The following is a 20,562-nucleotide window of genomic DNA, read 5'->3' as shown; positions in this document are numbered from 1 at the left end:
GCTGCATCGGGAAGAGGATCAGAAAACATGGCTGCCGCTGTCGAAGTTGAAGAAGAAAGCGAAGAGCAAGATTGCCCAAAGTGCCCGCCCGTCGGCGCGCCGGCATGGATGGCGACCTTTGCCGATATGGCAACGCTTTTGATGGCGTTTTTTGTGCTTATCTTATCATTTGCCGAATTTAATACCCCGAAATTCAAGCAGATTTCCGGCTCGTTGAAGAATGCCTTTGGCGTTCAGCGCATCGTGCCCGTGGTTGAACAGCCCAAGGGTACCACGGTGATTTCGATGGAATTTAGCCCCTCGCCAAGCCCCTCGGTCAGCAAAGAGCTGACGCAACAGACCACCGAGCAAGAGCTGCCACAGGTCGAGGTGAAAACAAAAAGTGAAGATGCAGTGGCAGGTGACACCCAATCGACCGACGGTCAGAGCCAGGGTCAGGGTGGCCAGCAAGCTAATTCAGGCGAGCAGGCGACTGCGGGTCAGGCGATGTCTGCCGATCAGCTGGCCTCGGCGCTGAAAGATGCGATCCAATCTGGTGAGGTGCAGGTGGACATGGCGGGCGAGAATGTGGTGATCAATTTCCCCTCGCAGGACACCACGCAAAAAGACTTGCCAAGTCTGATCCAAGAAACCCTGACCGCGCTTGCCGAGGCGCGTCAGGCCTCGGGGCAGGCTGATCAAGAGGTGCTTTTTGGCGGGCTTGAACAGCAACTCGCGCAATTGGCCACCGCGGCCCAAAGTGCCGGTGATGCGCAGGGCTTTTCGCCTACCGCCTCTGATGCTGCGGCCCAAGCGCAGGCACAGGCCGCCGAGCAGGCTGCCGGTGTCGCCGAAAATCAGCTGCAAGCCGCTTTGCAAAATGAGCTTCAGCAGGGGTTGGTCAAGATCGAGCGGCGTGAAGGCACGGTGATGGTCACGGTCGGCGCCGGTGGGGCCTTCCCTTCGGGCAACGCTGATATGACAGGTCAGGCGCGCGAAATCATGAACAGGATTGCTGCGGTTTCGATGGGCGCGGGCTCTTCGATTACGGTTGCGGGCCACACCGACGATGTGCCGATTTCGACCTCGGCCTATCGCGACAATTGGGATCTGGCGGCAGCGCGGGCCTCCTCGGTGGTGCAGGCCATCCAAGACAGTGGCATGGTCACGGCGACGCGGATGAAGGCGGTCAGCTACGGCGAGACGCAACCTTTGGCGCCGAATACAACGCCCGAGGGTCGTGAAGAAAACCGCCGGATCGAAATTGAGATTGATTTCGGCCAAGGAAACTAAGCATCGGCCCAATTGCGACGTTATAAGCAGAAGACAAGGATCATATCATGGCGGTCGACTACATTAGCGCGCTCAATACCAATGGCTCGGGGCTGAATACCACCCAGCTTGTCGATGCGATTGTGACTGCCGAAATTGCACCGAAGTTGAATAAGGTTACAAAAAAGCAGGAAGCCACCGATCTTTCGATCTCCGAGCTTGCAAAACTACGTTCGGCTTTTGATGAGTTTCAACAAGTGCTGCAATCGCCCAATGCCGGTGTTGCCTCTGACGCCTATTCGACCTCTGCGGCGGTTTCGGTAAAGGTCGATGATTATAACGCGCTGAAAGTGGCCGATGATCTGATCACCGTCAGCCAATTGGCGCGGGGTCAGGTTTTGGAATTTACCGGCTACGCAACCGCGAATGAAAGTTTGGCAAGCGGCTCTTTGACCATCCGCTTTGGCACCTGGTCTGGGACGAATTTTTCCGAGGTCGATCCAAACAATACGCAAAGTGTTTCGTTATCAGGGGCAGGCGCCACATTAGGCGGTCTGGCCACGCAACTCAGTGCCCTTAGCGGCGTTTCGGCAAGGGTGGTGGCCAAGAGTGATGGCAATTACTCGCTTTTGGTGATCACGGATCCGGGGGCAAATAACGCGGTTCAGATGATAGCCGATGGCGGCGTTCTGGCAGGTTTTGATACCAGTCAAGATAACAGCCAGCAGGTTTTAGCGGCACAAAATGCGGTTTTGACTTATAATGGTATTTCCCTGTCACGGTCATCCAATACGATTGACGATCTCATTCCTGGGGCCACCCTTACCTTGAACGCAACTACAGACACCGATGCTAAAGTCAGCGTTTTTGAGGATGCAGATTTCGCCGAAGGTGAATTGTCGACTTATGTCGAAAAGCTGAATTCTTTAATCAGCACGCTGAAAAGCGCAACCTCGCGTGGGATAAATGGCGCAAGCTCTGGACCCTTAGTCGGGGACGCAACGATGACCGCGGTTTTGCGGCAGGTAAGCCGACTGACCACGACTCCTTTGGAAGGATTTGGTGATAAACCGATCTATTTGACAACCTATGGCGTGCAAACCGAGCGCGATGGTACTTTTTCAATCGACAGCACAAAATTCGCCGCAGCTTTTGCCGCTGATCCCGCCGGATACCGCGCTATCTTCGCAACGCTGGCGCAAAGCAGCGACAGCGCGATCTCGGTCACAAAGAGTTCTTCGGCAAACCCTCCAATTGGCAAATATGATTTTGTCTATACTGACGCCTCAACAGCCACCTTGGACGGTACATCTTTAATCGCTCGCAGTAAAAATGGGCGCAACACATTTTACGCGATTACGGGGCGCTTTGCAGGTGTTTCGATGGATGTTACCGAGGCTTCGATTGGCTCTTCCTCAATCTACTTTGGTAAATCAACACTTGATCAAATGAGCGATTACATCACCGCCATTCTGTCAAAAGCCGGTGATTTTACACGTATCGAGAAAAGCTACAGCGATGCTTCGCTTGAACAAACCGATGAATTGGCGGCGCTTGCCGAGAAAGAAGATATGTTAGCGCAGCTCTATCGGACAAAATTCACAGCCATGGAACAACAAATCACCCGAGCGAAATCTTCAGGTACATTCCTGACAAATATGATCGATGCTCTGAATGGAAATTCCAACGGCTAGGTTTTCTAGACTTGGTGTATTTTGACGATATCTTATTGTTTTATATGATAAATTTATAGTGGGTTAAAGTAAAAGGATAAGCCTCTAATTTTCCTCGAACCGCTCAATGCCATATTTTTTCATCTTTTCAATCAACGTGGTTCTTCGTAAACCCAGAGCATCGGCAGCTCGACTGATAACCTGTTCATTGGCCTCTATTGCGCCTTCAATAAAGACTATTTCTATATCTCGCAGATAGCTGCGCAGGTCGATCAGAGCATAATGTTTGAACCAAGATCGAAATTTATCGGGTGCAGGCGGTGGAGCGTGTTCTTCAAGATCACTTTTATCGACCGACAGGCCCATATCGGCGGTGGCTTCCCAGAGCGTATCCAAACTCTCGGCTGCGAAATTTTGGCTGGGGTTCAGCCGCAACAAGTTATCGCGCATATGCTCTGCCAAAATTTCTTTGCCATGGAACATAATAAAGGCCCGTTCGATCACGTTGCGAAGTTCACGAACGTTTCCGGGCCAGTCGTGACTTTTTAACACAGCAAAAGCGGCTTCAGTAAAGATCGGCTGAATGAACTTTGGATTTTTTGTCAGATGCTCATCGACAATCAAATTTAAAATTAATGGAATGTCATCAAGCCGCTCGGACAATGAGGGCACGCTAATCGGAAAGACAGCGAGCCTATAGTAGAGGTCGGCGCGGAATTGACCATCCGCAACCAATTTTCCTAGATCTTTATGGGTTGCGCAGACAATTCGTAGATCAAGTTCAATATCTTTGCTGCCACCAAGCCGTTGGATTGCTTGTTTCTCAACCGCACGCAGCAGTTTGGATTGCAGGCCCAAAGGCATGTCGCCAATTTCATCTAAAAACAGTGTTCCGCCAGCTGATTGCTCGAATCTTCCAATGCGTTGCCTGTCGGCCCCCGTGAATGCGCCGCGCTCAAAGCCAAATAATTCGCTTTCTAAAAGCTCACTTGGAATAGCTGCGCAGTTTACGGCAATCAAAGACCCCTTTCGTTCGCTTAAACGATGCAATTCTTGCGCAACAAGCTCTTTCCCTGCGCCGGTTGGTCCTGTAATCAAGACAGGCAAATTAGAAGGCGCGACCATTTCGATGGTCATTTTTAAGCGCTTTATCGCCGCCGATTCACCAAGAATGGGGGAGGTAGACCGCTCTGATTTTTTCATAACCTCTGTAGTGTCCCTTAGATCTCGATTGGTTATTTTCAGTGCAGGCCATTTGATGCGATTACGATAAAACCTATTTTTACCGCGCTTGTCAAACTACTGAGTATCAACCTAAGGTTTATTTGAAATATTTTATATTTTAGCGGCAGGGGTGGAAAGTGTGCAATCCCTCTTTTGACAAGGGCCAAAGCCTTGCCTGTTATTTGCCCAGATGCGTATAGACTGCCAGATGTAACGCATCACACCGGCTTTTAGGGCATCTGTGATCAGTCGATATCGCGATCCGAGGCACCTGCGCCGGCCCGCGAGGCCTCGGAAGCAGGCACTGTTGTGCGCATTGCAAAGATATTTAACGCGTCAATTGTGGCCAAGGACAGCGTAAAATGGCGTAACGCGGCCTTTTTGGGCTGTTCTGCGCCCCGTGAGATCCGCAGATGTGCCTGCGAGGCGATGGGCGTGCCCTGCGCGATCGTGACCGCGCTTTCACCAGATTGCAGGATAATCCGAGGCCCCGCGCCGTGCAGTTCGATGCTGTTATGCTTTGATCCGGCCATTCGACTTAGAAATGGAAGCAAAAGCAATGGCATAGCCACAAATCCAAGCTCGATTTCCCGCATCGCAAGATCGGTTTGCGGCAGGTCTGCGTGATCGCAAAGCGAAGCTCCCAGGCGGATCGGGCATTGCAACAAGCTTTGCGCCCGCCAAGGCAAAGTTGGCCCAGCAAGCGGGCCAAGCCTCAGAAGATGAAGCAAAATCTCGGGGCCATCGATCCCTTGCGATACCAGCCAGGCCGCGGCGACGCCCGCCTCCTCCGCCAATCCCCAGCTTAGACCCGCCCCACGCGCGGCCTTAAGGCAAAGCTGTTCAATCTCGTTGGACGAAAAGCTGCTGCTGGCGGAAACCGTCACTTCTGCACCGCCGCGCTAAAATCTGTCGGATAGGCTGCACCCTGAAACAGGCTGATGCGCACCCATTTGTCCGACCGAGGGTCGAACCGGCTTGCACCAAAAAAGGCCAATTTGCAGCGCATCAGATCAATCGGAAGAATGGATTGTTCGATCAGATTGGCCTGCACTTCGGCCAAAGGATGGGTTGCCGCGATCTGCAAGCGGCGCAGCATAAAGCGATGTTCGGGCTGGTGCAGCAAAAGGCTTGCAATCGGCTGATCGGGGGCCAGCGGTTCCAGCGCCTGGCCCAGCGCCACGGCAAGCCGCGCGATGCACAGGGGCTGCTCAAGCGCGCTGCCCTCTTCGCTGTGGCGAAAGCCAAGCCTTGGCTCTAGTTTTTCTTCGGACACATACCAGAACCGCGCGGTGTTTTCTGGCAGGGTAAAGTCGATCTGCTGTGCCCAACCATAGCGTTCGGCCAGAATGGCGCGCACTTCGGCAACCCGCATCGCGCCGTTGATGGCAAATCCATCCGCCTCATTTGCGGTCATGCAGTCTGCCAGCCCATCCACCAAAGCGCCATGCGGTTCCAGCATTAAGGCCAAAAGCGCCTCTTGCCCTTCAAGCGACAAAGCCTGCGCGCCCCAAAGCCACAGCAAGTTCCACGGCCGTTCGCCCTGCGGCCAATCGGCAAGCCGTTCGGCTATCAGTGCCAAATCGCGGCGCAGATCGGCAAGTTTTGCGATCTGGATCGGATGCGCCGAGTGCCAAAGCGCGGCATTCGCGCGCGCTTGGGCAAGGGCTGCGGCAAAGTCGTGTAGGGTCTGAGCCGTCGCTGCGGGCAGGGACCGCACCCGCGCCAAGGCCTCTTCGCGCGCCATCATCCAATTGTTCAGCAAAATCGGGTGGCGCACCAGAAACGGCGCCATGCCAAGGCCTGTGGAATTGCCGACCCCCAGACGCTGCTTGATCGCCGGATCAAGCCGGACGGCCAAGGCGCCACCGCGAAGCGCTGCCAAATGCTCTACAATATCAACGGTGAACTGTCGGATCAGCCAGACCGTCAGCATCTCGGCCTGAAACGGCCCGCCCAATTCGGGGCGGTGTTCGATCACATGGCGATCTGCCGCACCAAACTTACCCGCGCCGTAAACGGCAGTGGTGCGCATCAGATAGCCCACCGCATCCACTTCACTGTCATCAGGTTGCAGGCCTGCCGCAAGCCGCTCGACCACATGGGCAAACAGCCGCACCGAGCGGTTGGCGCGGCTTAGGGTCAACTCGCGCGCTGTCACCCGACCTGCTTCTTGCAGCGGCACATTGGCGGCAAGACGGTCAAGATCGGCCGCGCTGGGGTCACCGTCAAACAGGGTAAAGGTGGCATCCCAAGCCGTGGCAATCACCCGATCCGAGCGCATCTCATCGGGCAGATCATGGGCAAAGGCAACAAGACTATAGGTACGATCTGGCCCAATCGCGCGATAAACCGCGCGGCCCACACCCTTGGCATCTATTGACCACACAGGACGGTCAAAGCGCCAGTTCTCTTGGCTCACGCGCCGCAGCAGGCTGCGCAGAAACGACAGGCGCGTGGGATGCGCAGAGCCCATGCGCGAAAGATCCATGATCTCGGCGGCGGGTCTGCGAAAGGCTGCCGCCTCGGGCATCGGGTTTTGCGCGCCGCAGGTCATTGTGCGGCCTTTTGCAGCGCCAGTTCTGCCGATCCAAAGCTGTCTTGGAAAAACCGCAACCAATTCCCGCCCATGATTGCCGCCACATCGGCGCTAGAAAAACCCACCGCCCGCAAGCCTGCCGCCAGCTTGCCGAAATCGCGATTGTCGCGAAACCAGTCTGGCATGGCGGGAAATCCGGGAGCCGCGGCCGAGCCTTCGCCGTAATCAACCGATTTGGTCCACCGCCCCGTGCGCATCCATTCCACGACGCTGTCAGGCTGGTCTTGGCACAGATCAGAGCCAATCGCGACACGATCGACGCCCATCAGCTCGACTGTTCTTGCGATCATCGCGCAGTAGTCTTGCAAACCGCAGGCGCTGCCGCCCAAAAGGTGATGCGGATACAGCGAAAAGCCCAAAATGCCGCCACTTTCCGCCAAGGCCTTAAGAACTCGGTCGGATTTGTTGCGCAATGCCCCATGCCAGGCCGCTGGATTTGCGTGGCTGATGGTGATTGGGCGGCTGGAATGGGCGATGGCCTCTAGGGTTGATCGTTCGGCCGAATGGCTCATATCGACCACCATGCCGACGCGGTTCATCTCGCTGACCACCGCGCGGCCCATGCGGGTTAGGCCGGTATCCTCTGCCTCATAACAGCCGGTCGCCAGTAAGGATTGGTTGTTATAAGTCAGCTGCATAAAACGCAGACCCAAGCGGTGCAGCACCTCGACCAACCCGATATCATCTTCGATGCAGCTGGGATTTTGCGCCCCAAAGAACACCGCTGTCCGGCCTGTCGCTTTGGCCAAACCCACATCTGCGGCGCTAAAGCCTTGAAAGATCAGATCGGGATAAAGCTCGAACCAGCGGTTCCAACGCTCGATATTGGTGACCGTTTCGCGAAAAGTTTCGTGATAGGTGATCGTGGCGTGAATGGCATCGACGCCGCCTTCGCGCAGCTGGCGAAAGATCCGTTCGGACCAATTGGCATATTGTAACCCGTCGATCAGCACCGTCATTCTGGAAGACCCGCATAGGTGTAAGAGGTTTTAACCGTTGTATAAAATTCCGCCGCATAGCGCCCTTGTTCGCGTGGCCCGTGCGAGGATGCCCCGCGTCCGCCAAAGGGCACATGGTAGTCTGTGCCCGCTGTCGGCAGGTTCACCATCACACAGCCTGCCCGTGCATTAGCGCGAAAGTGGTTGGCGCGCGCAAGGCTTTTGGTCATGATCCCAGCGGTAAGACCAAATTCGCTGTCATTGGCGACATGCAGCGCCTCGCTATAGCTCGAGACTTTTTGCAGGCAGGTGATCGGTGCAAACATTTCTTCGCGATTGATCGTCATATCGTTTCTGGTGTCGGCAAAAACGGCAGGGGCCATGAAATAGCCCTCGGTTTGCCGATCAAGCCGCGTGCCGCCGCACAAAAGCTCGGCGCCCTCGGCGCGACCCTGTTCGATATAGCGCAGGTTTTGCGCAAGCTGGCCTGCACTGACCACAGGGCCGATTTGCGTCTGTGGGTCCAGCGCATGGCCCACCCGCAAGGCCTGCGCCGCGGCCACCAGCTTTGCAGCAAAGGCGTCATAGATTTTCTCGTGGACAATCAGCCGGCTGGCAGCAGTGCATTTCTGCCCCGTCCCGCCAAAGGCAGCACCCGCGGCATGGGCCACCGCCAAATCCAGATCGCAATCCTCCATGATGACCATTGGGTTTTTCGAGCCCATCTCCATTTGCAGTTTCGGCAAATTCGCAATCGAGGCCGCCGCAATCTGTCGCCCCACGGGCACCGAGCCGGTAAAGCTGATCGCATCAACCCCGCGCGCGCCAACCAAGCTGTTGCCCACCTGCGCGCCAGCCCCCAGCACAAGGTTAAAGGTGCCCGCAGGCAAGCCCGCCCGCGCGATGATCTCGGCCATCGCCACGGCGGCGGCGGGGGTCAGATTGGCGGGCTTCCAGACAACCGCATTGCCAAAGGCCAGCGCTGGCGCGATTTTCCACGCGGGCGTGGCAATCGGAAAGTTCCAAGGCGAGATCACGGCCACCACGCCCACAGGCTCGCGCCGCACCTCGATCTCGATGCCCAGACGCGTGCTTTCGGCCTGATCGCCCTGAAGCCGCAGCGCTTCGGCGGCGAAATAGGTGAAAAACTGACCGGCGCGGTAAACCTCGCCCTTGCCTTCGGCTGCGGGCTTGCCTTCCTCGCGGGCCAAAAGCGTGCCGATCTCGGTCGCGCGCGCCATCATCTCGGTGCCAATCGCCATCAGGACATCATGACGCTTCTGGATGCCCGCTGCCCACCACAGCGGCTGCGCAGCCCGTGCTGCCATCAGCGCCTGATCCAATTGCGCGGCAGATGCTTGCGCGTAATGCCCGATCAGATCAGACAGGTCCGAGGGGTTGCGGCTTTCGATCTCGCCCTCGCCTTGGCACCAATCACCCGCGATAAAGTTGCGCGTTTCTGTCAAAGTCATATGTTCTGTCCCAATTTCATGTATGTGCCAAAGCGGCAAAAGCCGCCTGCCGTGTCAGCCCGCCCGCAATCGAGCCATCCGCGTGGCGCACGGTGACAGCGCCTTCGGTTTGGGCCAAAATCGCAAAAGCCTGCTCTAAAAAGCTGTCAGAGGCCACTTCGCTTGGCCCGCCTTGCACCGCAGGATCGGCGATTGCACCGCAGGTGACGATGCGGGCGCGGTTCACATCGCGCACAAAGCGCGCGACATAGTCATCGGCAGGGGCAAGCAAAATCTCGGCTCCGGTGCCAATCTGGCGCAATTCGCCATCCTTCAAGATCGCGATATGGTCGCCCAGAAACAGCGCCTCATCCAGATCATGGGTGATAAAGACGATGGTTTTGTGCAAGCGTGCCTGAATCTGTTTCAACTGGGTCTGCATGTCGTTGCGGATCAGCGGGTCAAGCGCCGAAAACGCCTCATCCATCAGCAGAATTTCGGCATCTGTCGCCAAGGCACGCGCCAAACCGACGCGCTGCTGCATGCCGCCCGAAAGCTGCCCGGGATAGCTGTTTTCAAAGCCCTGCAAGCCGACAAGCTCGATCTGCTCCATCGAGCGGCGGTCGGCCTGCGCCTTGTCCATGCCGTCCAAGATCAGGCCAAGCCGCACATTCTCGAGCACGGTCTTATGCGGCAAAAGCGCAAAGCGCTGGAACACCATCGACACCTTGCGGCGGCGGAAGTCGCGCAGCTCTGTGTCGTTCAGGGTCAGGATATCTTGGCCATCGACCAGAATCCGCCCCGCGGTTGGTTCGATCAAGCGATTGAAATGGCGGATCAAAGTTGATTTGCCCGAGCCCGACAGACCCATGATGACAAACAGCTCACCGCGCTCGATCTCGAGGCTGATATCGTTCAGCCCCAAAACATGCGAGGTCTGCGCCAGCAGATCGGTTTTGCTCATCCCCGCCTGAACCTTGGCCATCGCCTCTTGCGGGGTCTTGCCGAAAATCTTGCAAACCTTTTCGACTTTGATCTTCACATCACGGGCCACGGTCACTGCTCCAACTTAAGGGATTTTTGCATGCGGCGGCCATAAGACTGCGCAATGCGGTCAAAAATGATCGCCAGAAACACAATGCCCAGCCCGGCCAGCAGGCCACGGCTGACCTCAAGCCGTTGAATGCCTTGCAAAACCTGATAGCCCAGCCCGCCTGCACCGATCATCGAGGCAATCACCACCATCGACAGCGCCATCATCGTGGTTTGGTTGATCCCTGCCATGATGGTGGGCAGCGCCAGCGGAATTTGCACCGAAAACAAGGTCTGGCGCGGCGAAGCCCCAAACGAGCGCACCGCTTCGACAATCTCGGCATCGACTTGGCGAATGCCAAGGTTGGTCAACCGGATCACGGGCGGGATCGCAAAGATGATCGTGGCCAGCAAGGCCGGAATTTTGCCGGGGCCAAACAGCATCACAAAGGGGATTAGGTAAATGAAAATCGGCATCGTCTGCATGATGTCCAAGACCGGCAGCACCACCGATTGCATCGGGTTCGAGCGCGAAATCGCAACGCCCAAAGGAATGCCGATCAAAATGGCCAGAAAGGTCGAGACCAGCATCAGCGCGATGGTGGCCATCGCGGCCTCCCAAACCCCCAGAACCCCAAGGCCGATGGTCAGAACAGCCACAATCGCCACGGTTTTGACCTCGCGTGAGGCGGCCCAAGCAAGCCCTGCCAGCGCCAGCAGAACCACCCACCACGGCAGCCAGATCAGCCCCCGCTCAAGCGCCAAAAGCATTTTCAGGATCGGCAGGAAGATCTGTTCCAGCGTGCGGCCATAGGCGCCGACGATCTCGTTGAAACCATCATCTACAAAGCGACTTAAGGCTTTTAGGTCAAACAGTTGCGGGAATTCTTGACCCATTTTGATATCCTTGATCCTGAAAAATCGGGCGGCAGGTCCAAATCTGAAACTGCCGCCCCGCGTGGTTTTAGTTTACGAAACTGTCTTGCAGATCAAAGCGATGCGCGGATCTTATCGGCGACATCCGCAGGCACCCAAGCCGACCAGACGGCTTCATGAGTTTTCAAGAAATACATGGCCACTTCTTCTGGCGTGGCTTTGTTGTCATCGCCCCAAGCTAGCACTTGGCTGATCAGATCGTTTGGAACCTGCATTTTCGACAGAAACTCGGCCACATCCGGCGCGCTGTCTTTGATGTCGGCGGTGACTGCAACCGCAATCTGACCCTTGGCCCAGCCGGTGACTTGCGGATCAGCGCAGTCGGTTTGAGTGAGGCAGGTGAACTTGGCAGGATCAGACTCTGGCATGCCAAGGCGCACCATGTGATATTTGCCGATCACATCCGATGGACCCCAGTAATAGCCAACAATCGGCTCTTTTTGCGCAACCGCACGGGCGATCGAGGCCTTGAGGTTTTCACCCGAGCCTGGCGAGAACAGCTCGTAGGTTTCGCCCAAGTTCAGGGCTTTGAACAGATTGTTGGTGATGATTTCACATCCCCAGCCCGGAGGGCAGCCATAAAGGCGGCCACGCGTCGGATCGGCGGCCTCGGCAAACAGCGCCCAATTGGCTTTTAGGTCTTCGATGGATTTCAGCTCTGGATGCGCTGCGGCGACATAATCGGGAACCCACCAGCCTTCTTCGCCGCCATTGGCAAAGATATCGCCGGCCTTGTAGAAAGCGCCCTTGGCCTGGGCGTCATCCCAGATGGATTGCACGGTCGAGACCCAAAGCTCGGGCGCGATATTGGGCTGGCCGCGGGTCAGCATCGAGGTGGCGGTGGGCACGGTGTCGCCGGGCACCAATTGCGCATCACAGCCGTAGCCACTGGCCAGAACATGCTGGGCCACATGCGCCAAGGATGCCGCTGAAAGCCAGGTCATTTCTGCAATTGTGACGGTGCCGGCTGTGCCGCAATCGGCGGCCTGCGCTGTTGTCGCGCCGCCAATCGACAAAGCCGCAATCGCGGCCAGACCGGTGTTTCTTAGGGTGAATGTCATGGAACCTCCTGAAGGATTGCGGCCTGCACCGACCGTCTGTGCAGAGACTGCGCTGGAAATTCAGTTCAATCAAACCAGATTTATTTCAGTCTAGTTCAGTTATTCTTAAGTTGTGTCGCGATCCGCTCCATCAAACCCGCATCGACCAAAACCCCCTGCGCCTCGGTGCGAAGCCGCGCGGTGCTGCGGCGCGACCCGGGCAGGCGTGCGCCACTTTGCGTCGAGATGGCTTCAATCAACGCATTGATATGGCTTGGAAATGTGCCAGAGTAGGCATCAGGCGCAATGGCAATAAAGCATTGGCCTGTACCGGGGGGGCCGCCAAGGCTGCCCGAAAACGGACTGGCCTGCCTGCTTGAATGCGCGCCAGAAAGCGCCGAGGCAAGCACCTCGACCAGCAGCCCAATGCCAAAGCCTTTATATCCCCCCGATGGCAGCATCGACCCCTTTAGGGCCGCCTCGGCCGAGGTGGTCGCATTGCCATCGGAATCAAGCGCCCAGCCTTCGGGAATAGGCTCACCCCTGCGGGATTTCAGAATGACTTCCGATTTTGCCACCACGCTGGCGGATTGATCTATCACCAAAGCCACACCGCCTGCGCCATCTGGCACGGCAAGGGCAAAGGGGTTGGTGCCAATGACCGGAATTTTTCCACCCACCGGTGCAATCGATGCTGGCGCATGCGTCAGGCACAGGCCAATCATCCCCTCCATCGCCAAGCGCTCGGCATGATGGCCAAGCACGCCGCAATTGTAAGACCGCGTCACCGTCATCGCGGCAATGCCGTTTTCTTGTGCGGCGGCGGTGAACTCTGCCCATCCGGCATCAATCGCCGGATGCGCAAAGCCGTTGCCCGCATCAACCAAAATCGCCGAAGGTCGCGGCCGCGAGACCGAAGGCATGGCCGCGCGCAAAACCTTACCACATTGTAAATGTTCGATATAAATCGGCAAATACATCAGCCCGTGGCTGCGAATGCCGTCGCGCTCGGCGGCGCGGATCGACTTTGCCATCGAGCGGGCCGCCAACTCAGACGCGCCGGCGGTGCGCAAACTGGTGAAGGCCAAGTCTTCGACCTCATCTAGGTTTAGGTGTTGGTCCAAGGCGCGGCCCTCCTTTAGCTGTTGCTTGCGACAGAAACCCGCTTGTCTAACTTCAGGCAAGCAACTAATTCTACCTTTGAGTTCAATTTATCTGAAGTGGTGCCTGATGATCCGCCTCGAAGCCCTGCGTGCTTTGGTAACAGTTGCCGAAAATGGCAATATCAAGGATGCCGCAGATCGCCTGCATCGCACCCCCTCGGCGGTTTCAATGACCTTAAAACAGATCGAAGATCGCTTGGGCGGCCCGCTGTTCGAGGCGGATCGCAAACAGACGCTTTCGGGTCTTGGGCAGCTGGTCTATGATCGCTCGGTGGTTTTGTTGCGTGATTATGATCGTGCGATGGAAGTGATTGCCACCTATGCGGGGGCACGATCGGGCAAGTTGCGGCTGGCTGCGGTGCCTTCGGTGGCGGTAAATCTGATCCCCTTGGCGCTTCAGGCCTTTGTGAAACAGCGTCCGGGGCTGGAGATTGAACTTTTCGACACCGATAGCACCGAAGTGCATCATCTGGTCGAAAGTGGGCAGGTTGATCTGGGTTTTGCGGGGCGGCCGCGCGATGGGGCGACGCTGACCTTTAGCCCCTTGTTCACCGACCCGTTTCGTCTGGTCTGCCGGTCTGACACCAAGCTTGCAACGCATAAGCAGCCGCTGGCCTGGCCAGATCTTGCCACGCAAGACATCATTCAAAACGAGGCCTGCCGTGGACTGACATCCGAAGGCTTTCGGGCTTTGGCGCAAAAATCCTCGCTTTCGGTGCGCAATGTCAGTTCGCTTTTGGCGATGGTGCAGGCGGGGATGGGGATCACGCTCTTGCCGGCGCTGGCCACGGCGGCGCTGCCGCTTGGGCTGTGCGCGCTGACACTTGCCGATGCCAGTTGCTTTCGCACAGTTGGCATTCTGACCCCCGGCAACAAGGTTCAAAGCCCCTTGGCCAAAGCCTTTCACAGCTTTTTTTCCGAGGATTTGCGCAAACGAGCGCAGGCCCTGTCACTAAAGTTGATCTAGGCCATGCGCCGCGCTGCCTCACAGCTTGCTTTTATGCCAAAGTCAGTGCCCGTGCCAGATCAAGCTGGCCCGATCTGGCACCTTTGTAATTTCAAACGGGGTTTGCTGTGGTGAAACAGCTTTTGCACAAACCAACACTGACCATCGGCTTTCTGATTTTCCCGGGCTTTCCGATGTCTTGCCTGACCTCGATGATCGAGCCTTTGCGGGCGGCGAATGAAATTGCCGACTGCATCGCCTTTGACTGGAAGATCATTTCCGAAACCGGCGGGCGGATTGCCTCTAGTGCCAAGGTGGTCTTTGACACCGATGCGGCGCTTTGTGATGTCGCGCAGATCGACTATTTGTTTCTTCTAAGCAGTCCGACCTCGGATTTTGTCAATCGCAAGACCTCGGAGGCGCAGCTGCGGCGCTTGATGCGTCACGGGGCGGCGGTGGGCGGTGTCAGTGGCGGGGTGTTTCCTTTGGCGCGGTCTGGTCTGTTGGAGGGCCATGCCGTTTCGGTGCATTGGTGCTATGCGGCGGCCTTTGCGCAAGAGTTTCCGCAGATGGATATGCGCGACGACGTAATCGTTTTCGATCATCCCCGCTATAGTGTGGCCGGAGCTGCGGCAAGTTTTGATCTGATGCTCAGTTTCGTTGAGACCCAGCTCGGTGCCGATACCGCCACCGAAGTGGCCTGCTGGTTTCAACATCCAGTGGTGCGGGGCAGGGGGGTGCGGCAAAAGACCCCCACTTTTCACCGCGACAGCACCGCCGATATGTTGCCCGAGCCGGTTGCTAAGGCGGTGGCGATTTTGGGCCGGCATCTGGCAGAGCCTATTGCGGTCGAGGCTGTGGCCTGCGCGGTGGGCGTTTCGCCGCGGCAACTTGAGCGGCAGTTCAAAAAGGCCACAGGACAAAGCCCTTCGCTCTATTACCGCATGCTGCGGATGAAGGCGGCACGGCAATTGGTGCTGTTTTCGCGCGAACCGATGGCGCGGATTGCTTCGGCCATTGGATACGAAACTTTGCCGCCCCTGATGCGGCATTATCGGCAAGAATTTGGTGTTTCCCCTGCCGAAGATCGTGCCACGATCAACCGCTTTCGGGTGGAAAATAACCGCCCGCTGCCTTCGGCATAGGCCAAGGCTTTAGCCGATGCTGCGCGCCGCCGCTGTCAGCGCATGCAGCAAGGATTTGGCATAAGACCGCGGTGCCAGCAGGCTGAAATGCTGCGCGGTTTCGCGGCAAATCACCAGACAGCCCATATGCTCTAGCAGCGTGCGGGTGGCGGCGCCGGTCTGCATGCGGCGGCTGGGCGCGGGGCACAGCCGTTCCAACAGGTCAACAACCCGCGCGCCTTGCACATCAAAGCGCGCCCAGCCATCGGTCTGCTCTGTCACCGAAGCGCTGTCGCCCAAGCCTGCCTTCAGGATTTGGGCGATGTCTTCATGGCTGGCAAAGGGCGCTTCGATGAACCATTGATCGGGGCCCATCCAAATCAAGCCATAAACGCCTGCCTGCTGCCAGACGCCTGGCCCGGGCAGGGCGGTGGCAAATAGCGTTTCAGCCGCCACCGCAAAGGCCTGATCCTTGCCACGCCGAAGCGTGACCGAGGCCAGCGCGCAGTTGGTGATCTCGGAAATCGTAAGCGTGCCGATTTGCTCGGTTTTTGGCAGGGGGCTGCCAAGCGGTGTCAGGGCTGCAAGACTATGCACGAAGGCGCTCTCCCTCTGGGTCGATGAAATGGGCGCTGACGACTTCGACCAGCGTTTCGGCGTTTTGCACCGGATTGACCGCGCGCAAGATCTCGCCTGTGCGGGCGGCACCGTTTTTCAGATAGCCAAGGCCGATGCTGTGGCCAAGGCTGGGCGAAAACGCCACCGAGGTTAAATAGCCCTGATCATTGGCAGCATTCGCCTCGGCATCTTTGCCGATCAGATGCGATCCGGCGGCAAAGTTGTGCTGCGGATCGACGGGCCGGAAGCCGACAAGGCGCAACGCATCGGGTTGGTTCAGCCCCTCGCGTTCCGATAGGGTCGAGCCGATGGCGTCTTTCTTTTTGCTGACCATACCGCCCATGCCAAGGTTCAGCGCGGTGCTGGTGCCGTTCAGCTCGTTGCCCGCGGCATGGCCCTTTTCAATGCGCATCACGCCAAGCGCTTCGGTGCCATAGACGGTGGCGTCATATTCGCGGCCGTCCTCGACCAAACGTCGCATCAGCGCGTCGCCATAGCGGGTGGGCACGGCCAGCTCGAAGGCCAATTCGCCCGAAAATGAAATCCGAAACAGTCGCGCGCGCAGACCGCCGCAGACCGTGATCTCGCCACAGCCCATATAGGGAAAGGCGGCATTGCTGATGTCAAAGGCCGGATCGACGATCTTTTCCAGCAGCTTGCGTGCATTCGGCCCCGCAATCGAATATTGCGCCCAAGCTTCGGTGGTCGAGATGATCTGCACATCCAGATCGGGCCAAAGGCATTGGCGGCAAAACTCCAGATGGCGGTATACCCCGACCGCATTGGCGGTGGTGGTGGTCGTCACAAAGTGATCTTCGGCCAGCCGCGCGGTGGTGCCATCGTCCATCGCTATGCCGTCTTCGCGCAGCATCAGCCCATAGCGGACTTTGCCGACGCCCAACTTGCCAAAGGCATTGGCATAGATGCGGTTCAGAAACTCGGCCGCATCAGTGCCCTGCACATCAATCTTGCCAAGCGTGGTGACATCGCAAATGCCCACCGATTTGCGCGTGGCCAGCACCTCGCGGTCCACCGATTGGCGCCATGTGGTCTCACCCGCACGGGGGAACCATTGCGCGCGCAGCCACATGCCGACCTCGACAAAGACCGCGCCCTGTTCTGCCGCCCAATGATGGCTGGGGGTCAGGCGGGTCGGGCGAAAATCCACGCCGCTTGCGCGCCCGGCAAAGGCCGCAATCGACACTGGCGTATAGGGCGGGCGGAACATGGTGGTGCCGGTTTCGGGAATGGATTTGCCGGTCATCTCGGCCATCACCGCCAGCCCGCCGATGTTCGAGGTCTTGCCCTGATCGGTGGCCATGCCAAGGGTGGTGTAGCGTTTCAGATGCTCGACCGAGATATAGCCTTCCTGATGTGCCAGCTTCACATCCTTGACCGTGACATCGTTTTGCTGGTCCAGCCAAGCCCGCCCCTTGCCCGGCACATGAAACAGCGGGGTCAGCCGCAGCGGGCTGTCTTCTGTTGCGGGCAGCTTTGGCAAGCTCGCGCTGACGCCCAGATCGGCAAGGCAAGCCACCGCCGCCGCCGCCCCCGAGGCAAGCGCCGCCGTGGTTGACATCTGCCCCATTGCCGCACCCGCCACGCTCATGCCCATAGGCAGGTTTGCCCCTGGCACAAAGGCGGCAAGGCCTGCATCCCAGGCTGGTCTGCCGCGCTGATGGCAGGTCAGATGCACATTCGGGTTCCAGCCGCCCGAAACACCAAGCGCTTGGCAGTCAATCCTGCGGCTTTGGCCGTTCGGCAGGCCAACCGTGACCGAGCGCAGCCCCAGCCTGCCTGCCGAATTGGTGACAACAGCGCCCGCCAATACCTCATAGGCGGTAGACTTCGGCGCATCGGTGCGGCTGTCGATCACGGCGGCAATGCGCAGACCTTTGGCCAAAAGATCGCGAGCCGTGCTGTGGCCTTCGTCATTATTGGTGAAAATCGCCACCTCTTGACCAACCGCAGCCCCCCAGCGGTTGGCATAGCTGCGCAGCGCCGAGCCCAGCATGATGCCGGGGCGGTCGTTGTTTTCGAAAGCAATCGGCCGCTCGATTGCCCCTGCGCAAAGCAGGCTGCGCTTGGTGTAGATCCGCCACAGGATTTGGCGCGGCGTGCCAGCCGCAGGGCTTGGCAGATGGTCGGCAACCCGTTCCAGCGCGCCATAGATGCCGTGATCAAACGCGCCCAACACGGTGGTGCGTGCCATCAGCCGCACATTGGGCAGGCTTGCCAATTCGGCAACGGCCGCGCGCGCCCAATCTGCCCCAGAGGCCTCATCCAGCCGATAGGTTTCGCTGTTCAGCCGACCGCCCAGCACGAAATCTTCGTCCGCCAAGATCACATCCGCGCCGCTGCGCCCCGCCGTCAGCGCCGCAGCCAGCCCCGCAGGCCCCGCGCCAATGATCAACAGATCGCAGTGCAAAAAGCCCTTGTCGTAAAGATCGGGGTCAGGCTGCCCGCTTAGGCTGCCCAGACCTGCGGCGCGGCGGATGATCGGCTCGTACAGCTTTTCCCAAAACGCCTTGGGCCACATGAAGGTCTTGTAGTAGAAACCTGCTGCAAAAAACGGCGAAAGCAGATCATTCACCGCCAAAAGATCGAATGACAGGCGGCCGATATGGTTCTGGCTGCGCGCGGTCAGCCCGTCATAAAGCTCGGCCACAGTGGCGCGCGCATTGGGTTCTTGCCGCGCACCCGCGCGCAAGGCGACGATGGCATTGGGTTCTTCTGACCCTGCGGTCAGCGGTCCGCGCGGGCGGTGATATTTGAACGACCGCCCCATCAGCCGCACGCCATTGGCCAGCAGCGCCGAAGCCAGCGTGTCGCCCGGATGGCCCTGATAGCTCTTGCCGTCGAAGTGAAACTCCAGCGTCTTTTGGCGGTCAATCAGCCCGCCCGCGATACGGTTTATCTGGCTCATGTGCTTCGGCCTTTGGCTTTGGCCACATCGCGGGCCAGCTCGACAGAGGTGATGTCATGGGTAAGCGTGTTGCGCGTGACCACCAGCCACGATCGATCGCCCTGCTCGTGATACCACAGCTCGCGGTGCAGACCTGCGGGGTTGTCGCGCAGATAGAGGTAGTCATAGAACTGATCGACCGCATCGGCGGCCTGCCAATCGGGGCGCTCGATCAGGCTGGCGTCGCCCAGATAGGTGAATTCCTGACTGTCGCGCGGGCCAAGCAGCGGGTGGTTGATGATCATCTGGGATCCCTCAATGCAAATTGGGCTGCGCGCCCATGCCTTTTTCGTCAATCATCAGCCCCTTGCGGAAGCGATCAAAGCGATAGGCCGTGGCGGTTGGGTGCGGGGTGTCGGTGGCCAGCAGATGCGCAAAGCACATGCCGCTGGCCGGTGTCGCCTTGAAGCCGCCATAGCACCAGCCGCCGTTGAAATAGAGCCCGCCGATATCGGTCTTGTCGATGATCGGGCTGCCATCCATCGACATATCCATGATGCCGCCCCACATCCGCAGCAGCTTGGCGCGGCCGATCATCGGCATCAGGCTCATGCCGCCTTCGCAGACATCTTCGACCACCGGCAGGTTGCCGCGCTGGGCATAAGAGTTATAGCCGTCGATATCGCCGCCAAACACCAGACCGCCCTTGTCGGATTGGCTGACATAGAAATGCCCCGCGCCATAGGTGATAACGCCAGGGATGATCGGTTTCAGCCCTTCCGAGACAAAGGCTTGCAGCACATGGCTTTCAATCGGCAGCCGCATGCCCGCCTTGGCCATCACAGCACCGGAAGATCCCGCAACCGCGACGCCCACTTTGGCAGCAGCGATATATCCGCGCGTGGTTTCCACCCCAAGACAGGTGCCGTTTTCGATCCGAAAACCGACGACCTCGCAGTTCTGGATGATATCGACGCCGCGGCTGTCTGCACCGCGCGCATAGCCCCAGGCCACCGCATCATGCCGCACGGTGCCGCCGCGCGGTTGAAGTAAGCCGCCTTTGATCGGAAAGCGGGCGGAGTCGAAGTTCAGGAAGGGCGCCATCTTGCGCACGCCTTCGGCATCCAGCAATTCGGCATCAACCCCGTTCAGCCGCATGCCGTTTGCCCGCCGCCGAAAGGCATCGCGCTGCGCATCGGTGTGGCACAGGTTCAGCACGCCACGCTGGCTGACCATGGCGTTAAAGTTGAAGTCTTGCTCCAACCCTTCCCAAAGTTTCATCGAGTATTCGTAGAAAGGCTCGTTGCCATCCAGAAGATAGTTTGACCGGATGATCGTGGTATTGCGCCCAACATTGCCGCCGCCGATCCAGCCCTTTTCGATCACCGCAACGCGCGCTTTGGCAAAGCTGCGCGCCAGATAATAGGCCGTCGCCAAACCATGCCCACCGCCGCCGACGATCACGATGTCATATTGCGACTGCGGCTCTGGATCGCGCCAAGCGCGGCCCCAGCCTTTGTGCCCGCTTAGGGCCTGCTTCAGAACTTGGAACCCCGAGTAGCGCATATCCACCTCAGATCATCTTGGCCCCGAAACTGAAGCATCCTCAGCCCCCAGAACAGGGTCGGTTCGGACATTCTGCTGGCGACATCCGACATGATG

17 protein-coding genes are annotated in these 20,562 nt (G+C 58.2%); 4 read left to right on the top strand and 13 right to left on the bottom strand.

What is annotated here, in order from left to right; genetic code table 11:
* Positions 1–27: 27 nt before the first annotated feature.
* Both V7Q10_RS10530 and fliD read left to right on the top strand, forming a co-directional pair.
* A complete protein-coding gene (locus V7Q10_RS10530; protein ID WP_333869048.1) occupies positions 28–1,272 on the top strand; it encodes a flagellar motor protein MotB in 1,245 nt (414 codons plus the stop codon).
* 47 nt (positions 1,273–1,319) lie between these two features.
* Complete coding sequence (gene fliD, locus V7Q10_RS10525) at positions 1,320–2,945, top strand: flagellar filament capping protein FliD (protein ID WP_333869047.1); 1,626 nt, start codon at positions 1,320–1,322, stop codon at positions 2,943–2,945.
* 84 nt (positions 2,946–3,029) lie between these two features.
* Here the strand turns inward: fliD and V7Q10_RS10520 are convergent, their stop codons facing one another.
* The 9 genes from V7Q10_RS10520 to V7Q10_RS10480 form a co-directional block, all read right to left on the bottom strand.
* The gene (locus V7Q10_RS10520; protein WP_333869046.1) at positions 3,030–4,127 is read right to left on the bottom strand and encodes a sigma-54 interaction domain-containing protein; all 1,098 of its coding nucleotides are present in this window, start codon (positions 4,125–4,127) and stop codon (positions 3,030–3,032) included.
* A gap of 266 nt (positions 4,128–4,393) precedes the next feature.
* The gene (locus V7Q10_RS10515; RefSeq protein ID WP_333869045.1) at positions 4,394–5,035 is read right to left on the bottom strand and encodes a DUF3726 domain-containing protein; all 642 of its coding nucleotides are present in this window, start codon (positions 5,033–5,035) and stop codon (positions 4,394–4,396) included.
* Entirely contained in the window at positions 5,032–6,705 is a 1,674-nt protein-coding gene (locus V7Q10_RS10510) for a hypothetical protein (RefSeq protein WP_333869044.1), read from the bottom strand. Before V7Q10_RS10510 ends, V7Q10_RS10515 begins: the two co-directional genes overlap by 4 nt.
* A complete protein-coding gene (locus V7Q10_RS10505) occupies positions 6,702–7,706 on the bottom strand; it encodes a membrane dipeptidase (protein ID WP_333869043.1) in 1,005 nt (334 codons plus the stop codon). Before V7Q10_RS10505 ends, V7Q10_RS10510 begins: the two co-directional genes overlap by 4 nt.
* The gene (locus V7Q10_RS10500) at positions 7,703–9,157 is read right to left on the bottom strand and encodes an aldehyde dehydrogenase family protein (protein ID WP_333869042.1); all 1,455 of its coding nucleotides are present in this window, start codon (positions 9,155–9,157) and stop codon (positions 7,703–7,705) included. The genes V7Q10_RS10505 and V7Q10_RS10500 overlap by 4 nt, the downstream gene beginning before the upstream one ends.
* A gap of 16 nt (positions 9,158–9,173) precedes the next feature.
* Positions 9,174–10,190 (bottom strand): quaternary amine ABC transporter ATP-binding protein, encoded by a 1,017-nt coding sequence (locus tag V7Q10_RS10495; RefSeq protein WP_442885857.1) that lies wholly within the window; start codon positions 10,188–10,190, stop codon positions 9,174–9,176.
* 2 nt (positions 10,191–10,192) lie between these two features.
* On the bottom strand, positions 10,193–11,065 hold the full coding sequence (locus V7Q10_RS10490) for an ABC transporter permease (RefSeq protein WP_333869041.1): 873 nt from the start codon (positions 11,063–11,065) through the stop codon (positions 10,193–10,195).
* A gap of 92 nt (positions 11,066–11,157) precedes the next feature.
* Positions 11,158–12,165 (bottom strand): ABC transporter substrate-binding protein, encoded by a 1,008-nt coding sequence (locus V7Q10_RS10485; protein WP_333869040.1) that lies wholly within the window; start codon positions 12,163–12,165, stop codon positions 11,158–11,160.
* A 95-nt stretch (positions 12,166–12,260) separates the two neighbouring features.
* Positions 12,261–13,268, bottom strand: coding sequence for an Ldh family oxidoreductase (locus tag V7Q10_RS10480; protein ID WP_333869039.1), 1,008 nt, complete (start codon positions 13,266–13,268; stop codon positions 12,261–12,263).
* A 106-nt stretch (positions 13,269–13,374) separates the two neighbouring features.
* Between V7Q10_RS10480 and V7Q10_RS10475 the strand changes: the two genes are divergently transcribed.
* Both V7Q10_RS10475 and V7Q10_RS10470 read left to right on the top strand, forming a co-directional pair.
* Positions 13,375–14,274 (top strand): LysR family transcriptional regulator, encoded by a 900-nt coding sequence (locus V7Q10_RS10475; RefSeq protein ID WP_333869038.1) that lies wholly within the window; start codon positions 13,375–13,377, stop codon positions 14,272–14,274.
* A 107-nt stretch (positions 14,275–14,381) separates the two neighbouring features.
* Positions 14,382–15,398 (top strand): GlxA family transcriptional regulator, encoded by a 1,017-nt coding sequence (locus tag V7Q10_RS10470; protein ID WP_333869037.1) that lies wholly within the window; start codon positions 14,382–14,384, stop codon positions 15,396–15,398.
* A gap of 9 nt (positions 15,399–15,407) precedes the next feature.
* Here V7Q10_RS10470 and V7Q10_RS10465 read toward each other — a convergent pair whose 3' ends face one another.
* From V7Q10_RS10465 to V7Q10_RS10450, 4 genes are read right to left on the bottom strand one after another with little or no spacing between them, the layout of a single operon-like run.
* Positions 15,408–15,974: a sarcosine oxidase subunit gamma gene (locus V7Q10_RS10465; protein WP_333869036.1), complete on the bottom strand. Its 567-nt coding sequence runs from the start codon at positions 15,972–15,974 to the stop codon at positions 15,408–15,410.
* Complete coding sequence (locus tag V7Q10_RS10460) at positions 15,967–18,921, bottom strand: sarcosine oxidase subunit alpha family protein (RefSeq protein WP_333869035.1); 2,955 nt, start codon at positions 18,919–18,921, stop codon at positions 15,967–15,969. The genes V7Q10_RS10465 and V7Q10_RS10460 overlap by 8 nt, the downstream gene beginning before the upstream one ends.
* The gene (locus tag V7Q10_RS10455; RefSeq protein ID WP_333869034.1) at positions 18,918–19,205 is read right to left on the bottom strand and encodes a sarcosine oxidase subunit delta; all 288 of its coding nucleotides are present in this window, start codon (positions 19,203–19,205) and stop codon (positions 18,918–18,920) included. The genes V7Q10_RS10460 and V7Q10_RS10455 overlap by 4 nt, the downstream gene beginning before the upstream one ends.
* Positions 19,206–19,215: 10 nt before the next feature.
* On the bottom strand, positions 19,216–20,466 hold the full coding sequence (locus V7Q10_RS10450) for a sarcosine oxidase subunit beta family protein (protein WP_333869080.1): 1,251 nt from the start codon (positions 20,464–20,466) through the stop codon (positions 19,216–19,218).
* Between the last annotated feature and the right edge of the window lie 96 nt (positions 20,467–20,562).

The organism is Cypionkella sp. (assembly GCF_036782355.1).
GTDB lineage: Bacteria > Pseudomonadota > Alphaproteobacteria > Rhodobacterales > Rhodobacteraceae > Cypionkella.
The sequence above is the reverse complement of the archived record's forward strand: the minus strand, read 5'-3'. Positions and strand labels throughout refer to the sequence as shown.